The organism is Providencia sp. CIM-Carb-044 (genome assembly GCF_033901115.1).
Taxonomy (GTDB): domain Bacteria; phylum Pseudomonadota; class Gammaproteobacteria; order Enterobacterales; family Enterobacteriaceae; genus Providencia; species Providencia hangzhouensis.
On the sequence record NZ_JAXADV010000012.1, the window covers coordinates 61039 to 75397 of the forward strand.

The 14359-nt window shown below is 39.2% G+C and carries 15 protein-coding genes; 7 read left to right on the top strand and 8 right to left on the bottom strand.

Annotated elements, in window-relative coordinates; translation table 11 throughout:
• Window positions 1-11 precede the first annotated feature (11 nt).
• From SJ312_RS18915 to dmsD, 6 genes are all read left to right on the top strand, one after another.
• Window positions 12-263: an acyl carrier protein gene (locus tag SJ312_RS18915; protein WP_319868195.1), complete on the top strand. Its 252-nt coding sequence runs from the start codon at window positions 12-14 to the stop codon at window positions 261-263.
• A 1-nt stretch (window position 264) separates the two neighbouring features.
• Window positions 265-1005, top strand: a complete 741-nt coding sequence (locus SJ312_RS18920) for an SDR family NAD(P)-dependent oxidoreductase (RefSeq protein ID WP_004259521.1) — start codon at window positions 265-267, stop codon at window positions 1003-1005.
• Between the two features lie 410 nt (window positions 1006-1415).
• Window positions 1416-3860 (top strand): DMSO/selenate family reductase complex A subunit, encoded by a 2445-nt coding sequence (locus SJ312_RS18925; RefSeq protein ID WP_110592557.1) that lies wholly within the window; start codon window positions 1416-1418, stop codon window positions 3858-3860.
• Between the two features lie 11 nt (window positions 3861-3871).
• A complete protein-coding gene (locus SJ312_RS18930) occupies window positions 3872-4489 on the top strand; it encodes a DMSO/selenate family reductase complex B subunit (protein WP_004259506.1) in 618 nt (205 codons plus the stop codon).
• Between the two features lies 1 nt (window position 4490).
• Window positions 4491-5342 (top strand): DmsC/YnfH family molybdoenzyme membrane anchor subunit, encoded by an 852-nt coding sequence (locus SJ312_RS18935; protein ID WP_110591117.1) that lies wholly within the window; start codon window positions 4491-4493, stop codon window positions 5340-5342.
• 63 nt (window positions 5343-5405) lie between these two features.
• Complete coding sequence (gene dmsD, locus SJ312_RS18940) at window positions 5406-6038, top strand: Tat proofreading chaperone DmsD (RefSeq protein WP_110591118.1); 633 nt, start codon at window positions 5406-5408, stop codon at window positions 6036-6038.
• Window positions 6039-6102: 64 nt separating this feature from the next.
• Here dmsD and SJ312_RS18945 read toward each other — a convergent pair whose 3' ends face one another.
• Window positions 6103-7509, bottom strand: a complete 1407-nt coding sequence (locus tag SJ312_RS18945) for a cytochrome-c peroxidase (protein ID WP_004259445.1) — start codon at window positions 7507-7509, stop codon at window positions 6103-6105.
• Window positions 7510-8088: 579 nt separating this feature from the next.
• Here SJ312_RS18945 and SJ312_RS18950 point away from each other — a divergent pair.
• Window positions 8089-9819, top strand: a complete 1731-nt coding sequence (locus tag SJ312_RS18950; protein WP_319868197.1) for a lysophospholipid acyltransferase family protein — start codon at window positions 8089-8091, stop codon at window positions 9817-9819.
• A gap of 146 nt (window positions 9820-9965) precedes the next feature.
• Here the strand turns inward: SJ312_RS18950 and SJ312_RS18955 are convergent, their stop codons facing one another.
• Genes SJ312_RS18955 through SJ312_RS18985 form a run of 7 tightly spaced genes read right to left on the bottom strand, consistent with a single transcriptional unit; the run spans window position 9966 to window position 14348 of the window.
• Window positions 9966-10811: a hypothetical protein gene (locus SJ312_RS18955; protein ID WP_136134258.1), complete on the bottom strand. Its 846-nt coding sequence runs from the start codon at window positions 10809-10811 to the stop codon at window positions 9966-9968.
• A 37-nt stretch (window positions 10812-10848) separates the two neighbouring features.
• Window positions 10849-11382 carry a fimbrial protein gene (locus tag SJ312_RS18960; RefSeq protein WP_319868199.1) on the bottom strand — a complete coding sequence of 178 codons (534 nt, stop codon included), beginning with the start codon at window positions 11380-11382 and terminating at the stop codon, window positions 10849-10851.
• Between the two features lie 8 nt (window positions 11383-11390).
• Window positions 11391-11906, bottom strand: coding sequence for a fimbrial protein (locus SJ312_RS18965; protein ID WP_004259426.1), 516 nt, complete (start codon window positions 11904-11906; stop codon window positions 11391-11393).
• On the bottom strand, window positions 11906-12388 hold the full coding sequence (locus SJ312_RS18970) for a fimbrial protein (protein ID WP_262411019.1): 483 nt from the start codon (window positions 12386-12388) through the stop codon (window positions 11906-11908). Before SJ312_RS18970 ends, SJ312_RS18965 begins: the two co-directional genes overlap by 1 nt.
• A gap of 13 nt (window positions 12389-12401) precedes the next feature.
• Entirely contained in the window at window positions 12402-12917 is a 516-nt protein-coding gene (locus SJ312_RS18975; RefSeq protein ID WP_036958069.1) for a fimbrial protein, read from the bottom strand.
• Between the two features lie 9 nt (window positions 12918-12926).
• Window positions 12927-13529: a fimbrial protein gene (locus tag SJ312_RS18980; RefSeq protein WP_319868201.1), complete on the bottom strand. Its 603-nt coding sequence runs from the start codon at window positions 13527-13529 to the stop codon at window positions 12927-12929.
• Window positions 13530-13559: 30 nt separating this feature from the next.
• Complete coding sequence (locus tag SJ312_RS18985; RefSeq protein ID WP_110591124.1) at window positions 13560-14348, bottom strand: fimbria/pilus periplasmic chaperone; 789 nt, start codon at window positions 14346-14348, stop codon at window positions 13560-13562.
• Window positions 14349-14359 lie beyond the last annotated feature (11 nt).

The window sequence follows — 14359 nt, forward strand, 5'->3', positions numbered from 1 at the left end:
GGATAAAACAAATGAGCCAATATCAAGAAATTTATATCAAAATTAGTGACATGATCTGTGATGCAAAAGATTTAGAAGCAGAAGAGTTGAATGCGGAGATGACTTTAGTCCAGTTAGAGTTCGATAGCTTAGATTATGTTGAACTTATGGTGCTTGTTAAACGTGACTTTAATGTTGCTTTAGATGCGGAATTTTTCCTAGAACATCCAGAAATTTCGATGAAAGCGCTGTGTGAACATATTGATAAGGAGTCGAAATCTTAAAATGGCAAATAATCAATGGATACTCGTGACGGGAGGAAGCCGGGGAATTGGGCTCGCACTAGTTAGTGAATTGCGACGCCACTGGAATGTGGTTTTTACTGGGCGTAGCGTTGATGGCGTTAATGAAACACAAGCGAATCTTGAAAACCCCAATTTAGATACATGGGTGAAAGGATCCCCGTGTGATGGTAAGAATGAAGCACAAGTTGACGCGCTTTCTAGCTCGTTATTGGAACAATTTGGGGCTCCTACGGCTATTATTCATAATGCGGGTATCACTAGGGACGCCTTACATATTCATCAAGATGCTGAAATCTGGCGAGATGTGCTAGAGAATAACGTCATTTCCGTGATGAATTGGCACCGTAAATTATTACCTGCAATGTTGATGGCGGGGAGCGGCTCAATCGTATTGATGTCATCAATTACTGGGTTAAAAGGCAATATTGGCCAAACAGCTTATGCGGCGAGTAAATCAGCGATGATGGGGTTGACGCGTTCATTGGCTCATGAAGTCGGGCGTTTTGGGTTACGTGTGAATTGTATTGCTCCGGGGCTTATTGATAGTGATATGACCCGTGCAATGCCTGAAGCTAAATTAAAAGCTATGTGCCAAAACATCCCGTTACGCCGCTTAGGGCAACCCCAAGAAGTGGCAGAGCTAGTTGAATTTTTGATTGGCAATAGCAGCCAGTACCTAACAGGTCAAACATTGGTCTTAGATGGTGGATTAACGGCGTAATTGCCCGTTTTAAGTGCTGTTAGCAGAACAAATATTCACTCGATAATTTATATTTTATATTTCCCCTTAAACGTCTTAGTCGATTTTCGTTTAAGGGGATTTTTATGAATTGAGACTCGGAAATAAATGAAAAACAGTAAACTCAAGTTAAAGAAGAATGGAATTATATTTATTTCAATTTAATTCATTATTAAACATTAAAAATAATTATATTAATTTTAATCTGGCTTGAATGACTCGATATAACGCATTAAAACCACACAATTTATATTGGATTATTGATCGTGCACAATACCTCACGGTGCCTCGGTTATAGAATGGTAATTGGAAGTCGATAAATAAATTAAAGATAAAAATAAATTTCAAAAAAGCCATTTTAAAACTTTGAAGCAATGTTAAGTGAGGCAGATATGAGTAAAGCATTATCTGAGGGAGTACTCCAATCGGAGATCAGCCGCAGGAAGCTAATGCAAACCAGTACCGTCGGGGGACTCGCACTTGCAAGTGGAGCGCTAAGTTTACCTTTTAATAGTATTGCTGATACCAGTGAAATCACACCCAAAACAGCCATACCTGAAGAAAAAATAGTTTGGAGCGCATGTACCGTTAACTGTGGGAGTCGCTGCCCACTGCGTATGCATATTGTTGATGGTGAAATAAAATATGTCGAAACCGACAACACCGGCGATGATGTTTACGGAAATAAGCACCAAGTTAAGGCCTGTCTACGTGGGCGCTCAATGCGCCGTCGTGTCTATAACCCTGACCGCTTGAAATACCCGATGTTGCGCGTTGGGGCACGTGGTGAAGGTAAATTCAAACAAATTAGTTGGGATGAAGCCTACGATTTAATCAGCGATAATCTAAAACGGATTATTGCCGATTATGGCAATGAAGCTGTGTATTTGAACTATGGAACTGGCACATTAGGTGGCACAGTCGCACGTTCATGGCCGCCAGCGAATTCACCTATCGCCCGTTTGATGAACTGCATGGGCGGCTATTTAAACCATTACGGTACCTATAGTACAGCACAAATCAGCTGTGCGATGCCTTATACCTATGGTAGCGGGGCGGGTAATAGTGTTTCCGATATCGAAAACTCCAAGTTGGTGGTTCTGTTCGGAAACAATCCTGCCGAAACCCGTATGAGCGGTGGTGGGATCACTTATCAATTAGAGCAAGCGCGTGAGCGTTCTAATGCAAGAATGATAGTGATCGACCCGCGTTATACCGATACTGCTGCTGGACGAGAAGATGAGTGGATCCCGATCCGCCCCGGAACAGATGCTGCATTAGTGGCAGGGATCGCCCATGTGTTGATCACTGAAGATATGGTTGATCAACCCTTCTTAGACCAATATTGCGTGGGTTATGATGAGAAAACGCTACCCGCAGATGTTCCGAAAAATAGCCACTACAAGGCATATATTTTAGGGCAAGGGGATGACGGTGTAGAAAAAACACCACAATGGGCTGCGCAAATCACCGGTATTCCTGCTGATAAAATCATCAAATTAGCACGTGAAATCGGTTCCGCAAAACCTGCTTATATTAGCCAAGGTTGGGGGCCACAACGCCATTCGAACGGCGAGCAAACCGCACGTGCGATTGCGATGTTACCGATTTTAACCGGTAATGTTGGTATAAGTGGGGGAAATACGGGGGCTCGTGAAGGGAACTATGATATTCCATTTGAGCGGATGCCAACATTAGAAAATCCAGTCAAAGCAAGTATTTCCGTATTTTTATGGACTGATGCGATAGAGCGCGGCCCTGAAATGACTGCAACTCATGATGGGGTAAGAGGTAAAGATAAACTGGATGTTCCGATTAAGTTTATTTGGAACTACGCCAGCAACAGTTTAATCAATCAACACTCTGATATTAATAAAACGCATGACATTCTTCAGGATGATAAAAAATGCGAAATGATAGTAGTGATTGATAACCATATGACGGCTTCAGCGAAATATGCGGATTTAGTCCTGCCAGATTGTACCGCGTCTGAACAAATGGATTTTTGCTTGGATGGTGCCGCTAGTAATATGGGCTATGTGATTTTCGCCAGCCAAGCCATTGAACCACGTTTTGAGAGCAAAACGGTGTATGAAATGTGTACACAAATCGCACGCCGTATGGGGGTTGAAGAGAAATTTACCGAAGGGCGAACCCAAGAAGAGTGGCTACGCCATTTGTATGAAATTTCACGACAAAAGTTACCTGAGCTACCTGATTTTGAGACATTCCAGCAGCAAGGGATTTACAAAAAAATGAACCCACAAGGGCATGTCGTGGCACACAAAGCTTTCCGCGAAGACCCAATTGCGAACCCATTAAATACCCCGTCAGGAAAGATTGAGATCTATTCATCACAATTAGCGGATATCGCGAAAACATGGACGCTAGCGGAAGGTGATTTGATATCAGCACTCCCAATGTATTCCCCAGGCTTTGAAAGCCATGATGATAAGCTCACCGAAAAATATCCACTGCAATTGAGTGGCTTCCACTATAAATCGCGCGTTCACTCCACTTACGGCAACATTGATGTGCTTAAGGCTGCTTGTTTACAAGAGATGTGGATCAACCCTATTGATGCAAAACGTCGCAATATTAAAGATGGTGACATAGTGCGTATTTACAACGATAGAGGGGAAGTGCAGATCGCTGCCAAAGTGACTCCACGCATCATCCCAGGGGTTGTTGCAATGGGGGAAGGGGCTTGGTACGCGCCTGATGAAAACAAGGTGGACCATGGTGGTAGCCTAAACGTCCTGACGACTCAACGCCCGTCACCGTTAGCGAAAGGTAATCCGCAACACAGTAATTTGGTTGAAGTGGCAAGGGTATAGGGGGATAAATCATGACAACACAATATGGTTTTTATATTGATTCTGCACGGTGCACGGGATGTAAAACTTGTGAATTAGCGTGTAAGGACTACAAAAATTTATCTCCTGCGGTGAATTTTAGGCGCATTTATGAATATGCGGGGGGAGATTGGCAAGAAGATAACGGTGTGTGGCATCAAAACGTATTTAGTTATTATTTGTCGATTTCATGTAACCACTGTGAAGACCCTGCTTGTGTGAAAGTGTGCCCAAGTGGCGCGATGCATAAACGTGAAGATGGCTTTGTCGTTGTGGATGAAAGTGTGTGTATCGGCTGCCGCTATTGCCATATGGCCTGCCCATACGGTGCGCCGCAATTTGATAGCGAAAAAGGGCATATGACCAAGTGCGATGGTTGCTATGAACGTGTTGCCGTCGGTAAAAAACCGATTTGTGCCGAGTCTTGTCCACTGCGTGCATTAGACTTTGGTCCTATTGATGAGTTACGTGAGAAACATGGCAATTTGGCAGAGATTGCGCCACTACCAGAAGCGCACTATACCAAGCCCAATATTGTCATTAAACCCAATGCCAATAGTCGCCCTGTCAATGATACGACAGGCCATTTAGCCAATCCTCGGGAGGTATAACATGGGCAATGGATTACACGAATGGCCGCTGATTTTATTTACGGTATTAGGCCAAAGTATTGCAGGTGGCGTGATTGTGACAGGGCTTGCATGGTTATCGACAGATGATAAGCCACAAAAACAGCGCATTGTGAACGCAATGTTTGCGTTATGGGTATTGATGGGCTTAGGATTTTTGGCATCGATGATGCATATGGGCTCACCGATGCGTGCATTTAACTCGATGAACAGAGTATTTGCGTCATCATTAAGTAACGAAGTGTTGTTTGGCTCCATTTTCTTTGCTTTGGGCGGCTTATGGTGGCTGTTATCTGCAATGAAAAAGATGCCAACAGGGTTAGATAAAGTGTGGTTAATCATCACCATGTTGATGGGGCTGTTATTTGTTTGGGCAATGACACGAGTTTATATGATAAGCACGGTGCCAACATGGAACACACCACATACCACTATCGGCTTCTTTATGACCCTGTTTGTTGTCGGACCAATTTTAGGCACTTTGCTATTACGAGTGGCTAAATTTCCGTTTAATAGTGGTAAATTAGCGGCGATTAGTATCGTGGCTTATATTGTGACTATCGCGTCGGTACTACTGCAAAGCGGAGAAATTGCGCTAATTGCCACTTCTGTACAAAAAGCAGTGGATTTAGTCCCTGATTTTGGTGTTTTACAAGTGATACGTTTAGTGGTGACCAGTTTCGGGTTGCTGCTATGGATTTTGCCTGTTGTGCGACAAAATCAGCCTTCGGTATTGAGTTTACTTCTTGGTACCGTGCTGGTACTGATTGGTGAATTTATCGGTCGTGGGCTATTCTATGGTTTACACATGACAGTCGGCATGGCTGTGGCTTAATTGGTAAACCTTTCAGCGCAGGAGATGGTTTCCCTGCGCTGATAACTTCAGAGACAATCAAATATGCAAGAAGCACGCTTTCTTGAACACGTCGCAGTGACAGGGCGAGTTCTGGGGTCCTTATTTTATTTCTCACCAGAAAATGAAAATAACGCAGAGATTATCACGATTCTTCAGGAGCCGACTTGGCATGAAGAATGGCCATTTGCCTTACCTTCTTTAGCGAAAATTAGCCAGCTTTTGCAACCCAGTGCTCAGGAGAATAAACCCCTCAGTGAAGCATGGCAGCGCTTGTTTATCGGGCCTTATGCTTTACCCGCGCCTCCTTGGGGCTCAGTCTGGCTAGACAAAGAAAGAATTGTTTTTGGTGATTCAACCGTTGAGCTGCGCCAATGGATGCGAGCCAAAGGTGTTGAACCCGTAACGACACAAAAAGAGCCAGAAGACCACTTTGGGCTGATCTTGATGTTAGCGGCTTGGCTCGCTGAGCAAAATCGCAGAGCTGATTTAGAAGAGTTACTCGCTTGGCATCTATTACCTTGGTCGGCACATTTTCTCGAAGTATTGATAGATTCGGCTAACAGCGATTTTTACCGTGCATTAGCAATATTGGCAAAAGAAACATTGGATGGATATCAACAACAGTTAACTTTACCTATATTAGAGAAAGTGGTGTTTTACAAAGATACATTATAAATAAAAATAGCACCCCCAAGTAGGGTGGTGCTATTGGTTTTTTATATCAATCAGCTATTGATATTTACTGTTGTGACTCACTTTGTTGCACATAGGGTGTATATACCCCTGTTAAACTCTTAAGGAAGGCAACAATATCATCGACATCTTTTTGTGGCAGTTCTTTACCCACTTGATAACGCAGCATCAGTTTCACTGCTTCATCTAAGGTTGCTACATCGCCGCGGTGGAAATACGGTGCGGTTAGCTCGACATTACGTAGTGTTGGGACTTTTTGGCGTAACTTATCGCGCTCATCAGAGGTGACATTCATACGACCAATATCTTGAGCAGTGATTTCACCGAACTCATAGTCTTTTTTCAGGCCCAGAGGTTCGAAGGAACGACCACCTAAGATCACGCCACCATGGCAGGTTGCACATTTGTTCTCTTTAAATAACTGATAACCATGGAGCTGCTGTGCGGTTAATGCAGTTTTGTCACCTCTTAACCAATTATCAAACGGAGAGTCTGGAGTGATTAAGGTTTTTTCGAACTCTGCAATCGCATCGGTGATGGTGTCACCCGTAAAACCTTCTGGGTAAACCGCATTAAAATCTTGTTTTAAGACAGGGTCTTTATCCAATTTTTCAATGATTTCATCCCATGACTTTGATGCCATTTCGATAGGATTTAATGGTGGACCACCAGCTTGGGCTTGTAAATCAGGTGCTCTACCATCCCAAAATTGCTCGACATTAAATACAGAGTTAAATACCGTTGGCGCATTGATTGGGCCTACTGCGCCACCAACACCAATTGATGTTTTACGGCCATCAACACCACCTGCATTGAGTGCGTGGCAGTGCGCACAAGAAATCGTGCTATCCCCTGACAGGCGCGCATCATGATACAAGCGGAAACCTAATGCGACTTTTGCATCATCAACATCCAGTGATTTTGGAATTGGTTGAATTGGTTCGTTGCGATGTTCAGCGGCGGTATCTTGGCTGGCATAGTGCTCTTCCCGCTGTTTAGCTATCCAATTCAATAGGTTATTACGTTCTTCATCACTGACACTACTGGCCCAATGAAGTGCAACATAACGTGTTGGAGGCATGGTGTGGTTCTGCATAACCCACTCAATTTTATTTAATTCACTTTGTGGTACAGGTTCTCCTGCGATGAGTGCAGCGCGAGCTGCCTCAAGGTTGAATGACTTATAACCTAGCTGAATATCGTATTCCATCAGTTGCTTAGCAATGGGGAATGATGCATAGGCAGGTAAATCAGTTGACGGTGTGTGACAGTAATCGCATCCCTTTTCGGCAAAGAATTGGAGGACTTGATTATTTTCTGCAATTTTAGATGTCTGAATGTCATTATTTTCTCTTCGTTGATTATCGTGATACCACACATATCCAGATAATCCAAAATAACCGAGTAAAAGCAAAAATATGACAGCGACCGTAATGCGAGTAAGTTTTTTCATTACACTATCCTTGAAAGATTGCGGTCAAATATATTTAAATATTTTTTAATTAATATAATTCTACAGCCGGACTATGATGGATAAATAAGTCCGAGAAGTTCTTGATTTTTATCAATGATGGCCATCGGTTTAAGCGATTGTTTAAATAAGATTTACCTATCAATGAAATAATAGTTAAAAAACAAGCTGATGATTAAATTTTATTAGATTGAATTTAAAGGATATTGTTTCAAATTAATCTTACTGCAATAGATTTTTAGTTCAATTTAATTGGTGGATATTTATAAATGATAACTTCTTAATTATTAAAATAAATTGAGTGAAACTAATCGAAAAGTTTAGTTTTTACCTTTTTAATTGTTGTGGACTAAATGCATATTACAAAATAAGTAAAATATAAATTATTTAAGAAAACAATATTCCTGAAAATTATTGATTTTAGATAACCATAATATTGGCAAATAAAAAGTAATGATCTACATCATCATTTTTGTGCTTTCACCATTTTGTCATAAAATAAACATATTGTTGTTATGAATCTGACTTAAGTTCGTCGTAACTCAGTTAGGAGATAGCATTATGTTTAGTGTCGATACCCTGCTGCACGATATTTTTCCTCATCAAACACCAGGCAAATGGAAACGTCGCTTATTAAAAAAGCTTTTGTTTGAACAGGAATTTCACCAATTTGCTCAAGATTATCCGCACTTAAAGGGCTTGGATCTTATTGAACAAATCATGGAGTTCTTTGATATTTCTTGTGAAATGGTTGAGGGTGACTTAGAAAATATTCCGACTCAAGGACCTGTTGTCTTAGTTGCTAACCATCCGATAGGTTCACTCGATGGCCTTGCATTATTACGTGTGGTTGCTGCCGTTCGTCCTGATGTAAAAATAGTGGCAAATCAGTTTCTCAATTATATAGAACCACTAAAAAGCTTATTTATTTCAGTGGATAATATGAATAACCGAACCAGTCGACAACAAGTTGAAGCCATGCAACAGCATTTGGATAAACAAGGGGCATTAATTGTGTTTCCTGCGGGGGAAGTTTCTCGATTTGGTCGCAAAGGGGTTCGTGATGGCCACTGGCGTACAGGTTTTTTGCGTTTAGCCGCAAAGGCTAGAGCCTCTATCGTTCCCATCCATATTCAAGGGCGTAATAGCCATTTATTTTACTTAACTTCGCTGGTTTACAAGCCATTATCTACTTTAATGTTAGTCAGGGAAATGTTTAAGCAGCGAGGAAAAAGATTAAAAATTCGTATTGGTGGCAGTATCCCATTTATTCATTGGCATGATGGTCATACGGCGGCTCATGAGTTAGCAGGGCGCTTTCGCCGCCATGTCTATTTGTTGGGTAAAGGTAAGGAAGGGCTATTTATCAGTGAATCGCCAATTGCTTTACCAGAAGATAGAATTGAATTAAAAAAAGCGTTAGTGGCCTGTGAGCGGCTAGGAACTTCTCCTGATGGGAAAGCGATTTACCTTTATCACCGAAACCAAGAGGTAAGGTCACCGATCTTACGAGAAATTGGCCGATTACGCGAAATTGCATTTCGTGCTGTAGGGGAAGGTTCAGGTAAGCGCCGTGATTTAGACAGCTATGATGACGATTATTATCATCTGGTTTTATGGGATGAAAGCGAACTTGATATTGTTGGCGCTTATCGGTTTATACCGACTAAAAAGCAAATTGAGACCAAAGGCCTTGAGGGTATTTATAGCTCTAGCTTATTTCACTATGACCAAGCCATGATGCCAATATTAGCGCAAGGTATTGAGCTTGGTCGGAGTTTTATTCAGCCCAAATATTGGGGAAAACGGGGTTTAGATTACTTATGGTTAGGTATTGGCGCGTATTTGGCAAAATATCCACACTATCGTTATCTTTTTGGTCCTGTATCTATTTCTGGCTCAATGCCGATTGCGGCGCGTGACTTACTGATTACTTTTTATCGGCTCTATTTTTCAGCACCACACAGCATTGCACAGTCACATCAGCCGTACCCGGCTTCTTTGCCACAGGTATTAGCCCAATTTTCAGGGGACAATTACCATGAAGATTTGGTTAAATTGAAAAGCTTACTCAATAACATTGGCTGTTCGATTCCAACGCTTTATAAGCAATATACCGAATTATGCGAACCCGGCGGCGTACAGTTTATGGATTTCGGTACAGACCCCGCGTTTAACGATTGCATCGACGGCTTGGTGCTGGTGGATTTAACTAAATTAAAGCCAGCACGTTATCAGCGATATATAAGGGTACATTTGGTTTCACAAGAAGAGTATAAAGGGCAAGTGTAAGAGGGGGGACTAGCCCTCTTACACTATTGGGGCATTACGGTATAGGAACTGCTCCGCTTTTATAGGTAACTATCAGTTAATAAAGTTATTATTAGCGATTCTTACTGTACTTTATTTATTTAACATTCATATTAGTAATGTGTTTGCTAATTGAAAGAAAACAAAATAACTGCATTAGCGTTAAACTTGCCTGCTGATGTGAACTTACCTGCTGTGGCTGCCTTAAAATTAAGTGACGCCATTTGCCCTCGAGCAACCAGTTTATTATTACTATCTAGAGTAGTTTGGTTTACTGAAATATCAACCGGAAGATTACTTAAATAGGGAGTAGCTAGTAAACTAGCCCTTACATCAACAATATCAGTGCAGGTAAAAGCGCCTGTAGCCTCTCCAGACCAAGAGCCATTTTGGCCACTGACAGAGGAACCCAGATCAATACTAGTAGGGAAGCTAAAATTACAAGAAGTGTTTGATGGAGGTACTACCCCACAGCCTGCATTAGGTAATAAAGTGCCATAAGATGTCCCCCAGGTTGATATTTGAAAAACTTGGAATCCATAACAAACTGAAGCGAAATCTGTATTTGGATAATTTCCCCACATTGTAGCAAGAGTTTGTGTATTAGCCGTTCCATATTGTAGCCTCCAAGCATTAAAAGCATCAATTGCTGTCCCATTATTGCGGATGATGACTTTTTGCTGCATGCCATAGGGTAGATTTATACCACCAAACGTTTTTGAGTCTGCACTAGAACCTCGATAATCATAGGGACCAACCGTTACAATACAACCGGAGGGATTATAACAAATGATACTATTGCTATCTTCATTCTGCCATCCCCACTGAATAGTGACATCATTACCATTTCTTTGGATAAATGACCCCCAACTTATAGAATATGCATTCATGTTGTAAATGAAGGTTAATATAGTAATAAAAAATACCTTTATTACTATGGCGTTATAATTGCTACTTAATACTAAAATTTTCATTTTCGAATACCTATAATTCAATGCAGATTTTATATATTCAGTTGTATTCTAGAAAGAATGTTAACGTTGATATAAAGGTTCCATATGAAATTGTTTTATTTGTCAATGCAGAAGGCTCTCCTTGAATAAAGGCTTTAAGTCTTATTTCGTTATTACCAGCTGACAATTTCTGTGTGTGATCTTTTGTGTTTATATCGATTTTTTTTCCGGTATCTGTTTCTAAACCAATTGCAATACCATTAGCGTGGCTTACTGGGTCTAATGCAAGATAACCAGATAAAAACGAGTTTTCATTTCCATTAAATGAAGCATTAATTTCGCGACCTAAAGATAAATCGCAATTAATTAATCGAATACTAAATGATTCACTTAAAGTACGGCTATTCAAATAAAGATATTTATCTGCAATTGTCCCAAAGTCTAATGTAATTAGTTCATCTCCGGGGTATAAATCGCAAGCATCTTCGACAAAGATACCATCAAAATTAATTGTTTCGGCTATCGATGGTAACGAATGACATATAAACACAGTTAAAAATAACAAGATATAAAATTTTATTATCGAGAACATTATTATTCCTATTGAAATGAAACGGTTAATGTCGCAATAGCATTGAATGTATCTCCAACCAGTTTAGTTCCTGCTTTTTTGACAATAACAGCGGATAAAGTGGGTAATGTCTCTTGATCAATTACAAATGCTTTATTTAAAGCGATAGGTTGCCCATCTTTTTGAATCTGGATGCCTACATTATTTCCATTTTGATCAGATTTAACTTGCAGTGTTGCATCATCAAAGCCTGTCCCTGCGGTTGCGCCAGATAATGTTAAAGATATATTCCAAGGTTGTGTTAGATCGCCATCGCAAATAAGTTCATAAGGAATTTTTTTCTTATAGTGTATTCCATCAACCTTATTAACACCGACTTTACCAAATGAAACTTTGATAGGATCGCTGTGACTTAATCGGCATTTTGGCGGTATAATTAACGAACCATCAAATCCCCAATTAGCATAAGCTATATTTGCTAAGAATATCAAAAGAAAACAACATATCTGATACTGAACTTTATTATTGGTTGAGTTTTTTTTCATTATTGATAATCCACATTAAGTGTTGCAAGTGCAGTGAAATCTCCACCATCAGTATCATCAAAACTTGAGTTTGTATTTTTTACTGGAGAAACTTCTAATGATGGTAACTCTAAATAGTTAAAATTTATTTTTTTATTAATATCTTGTTTTATGCCATTAATATAGAAGCTTAATCCTAGCTTTGGATTACTGGTCTTAAGAATGCCATTATTAAAGTTACTAGGATCACCTTGAATACTTAACGCTAGGTTATTCATGGCTAAATTAGTACAAGTTAACTCAAAAGTTAATGTATGCTTATAATTTACTCCATCAATCCTGCTTAATAAAATATCGCCAAAATGAACCATTGACTTTTGACTGTTATTTAAAATACACTCAGGAGGTGTGAAAATTAGATTCCCATTAAACCCTACAGTTAGTGAGGCGGAATAAGAAAAAGTACTAAAAACTAGTAATGTATATAAAAATTTAATTTTCATATTGGCTCTTAATTTATTGATATTCAATTTTCATAATCATTTCGGCACTGAAATTCCCTGCATCGCTCAACATTGAACCATTAGGTTTTATGGGGACGGCATAAATAGATGGCATGGCACCATATATAAAATGAATATTTGAATTGTTGGATACTATATTATTATCTTGATAAATGGCGATACCAAGGTTATCTCTATTCGTTTTTATTGCATCAACACCATTAACTCTAAAGTTATTCCAACTCAATTTCATTTTTAATAAATTAGTAGATAAATTTGTGCATTGTAAATTGTAGTTAATATTCGTTTTTTTATATGATGACCCATCGATTAAATCTTGCTGGACATCACCAAAATCAATATTTAATGTACTTCCTTCTACAAAACTACAATTAGGGGGTTCTATGACCGTAATCGTTAGGCCAATAGAAGCCATTGAAGCACTGGCTGTATTAAAACATATTAATATGGAAATAATGCTAATAAAAACCTGCGATTTAAATAATAAGTATTGATATGATGGTTTCATATTTTAATCCTAGTCATAGACTAATTGGAATCTTATATTTGCTTGATAGCTACCCGCATTAAAATGACTATTGATTCTCACCGGAGTAATGTAATAGGTTAATTTATTACTGCCCATTGATAATAGTTTTGATCTCGTAAAAAAACCCGGTTTAATTTTTTTAAAATTTTCATCATTTAACTCAAGAGCAATGCCTTCAGCACCATTTACTTTTATTAATTTGCTATCCGTATTATCTGATACAGCAAGAAAACGAATTCTTACGGCAGGCATGTCAGAGCTCCAAGTTATGTTACCTTGTTGATCGTGATTGCGGCTTTCACTCCTTAAACAATCTTCTAATTGAATATTGAAAGGAATAGGAGTGCCTTTATGCCCTAGAAATTTAAATGCTGAAGAACTATTTGTGCCCAAATCTACTGTTTGGAATGCAGATTGCATGGCTAACCTACATGCACTTTCGGTAAGCATCCCCTTAACCTGTAAAACACCATTGGCACCATCAACATCCCAATTATCAAATTTGCCAATATCAGTAGCTAATGTCTGAAAGGCAAGTGTACTGAAAATAATCCCTATTAAAGGAGCTCTATAACTCACTTTTTTACTCATACCTTCCTCTATTACTATTTAATAAATAGATTATTTATTACTTGGAGATACCTTGCATTCATTTGCTTGGCAGTTAAAACTAAGATTAGGGCGGCCACCATAGTCATTGATATATGTTAGTACTGGGGTATTGCCTAATGTAGCAACATCGACACCTAATGGCTGGCTATTTTTAGGAGCGATCATAATCGGCTCGAAGCCTTTTACCGTATCCCCTTTAATTTTTGTTGCCGCATCAATAATGGTTATATAATAAGGCGTTGGATTAAATGCAATATATTTACCCCCTTGCTGTTTTAAAACTAATTTTTCTTGCCATGGATTATCGATATCATTCTTAGTTGGAATGATAGATGTTGGTCTATAAAAAAGCTTTATTCGCGTTTGTAATGCAAGTTGTAAAGTATTTGCTTTATCACTTCTCGGTGGAATCTCACGTAAATTAAAATAATATACTGATTCAATATCTTGTGGTAATTTTGCTACGTTAGCTAATGGTTGAATTCTTATTTGGCTTTTATCACCAGGTTCAACACGTTGAACCGGAGGTAATACGGTGAATGGCTCATTAATTTTTTCACCCTGTACATTTTCAATCCAGCCTTGAGCAAGATAAGGTAATGTTTTATTTTCATTACTAATATTTAAGCTAATAGATTTATCATTGCCATTAATGATTGCTCGAGTACGATCTAATGAAATAGCTGCATTTGCTGTTGACATATTCATTAAAAAAACTGTTGCTAATATAATTTTAGAACTATTAACCAATTTTGGGGTAGGATAGGTATCCTTTTTACTTACATTTAACTTATTCATAAACGATATAA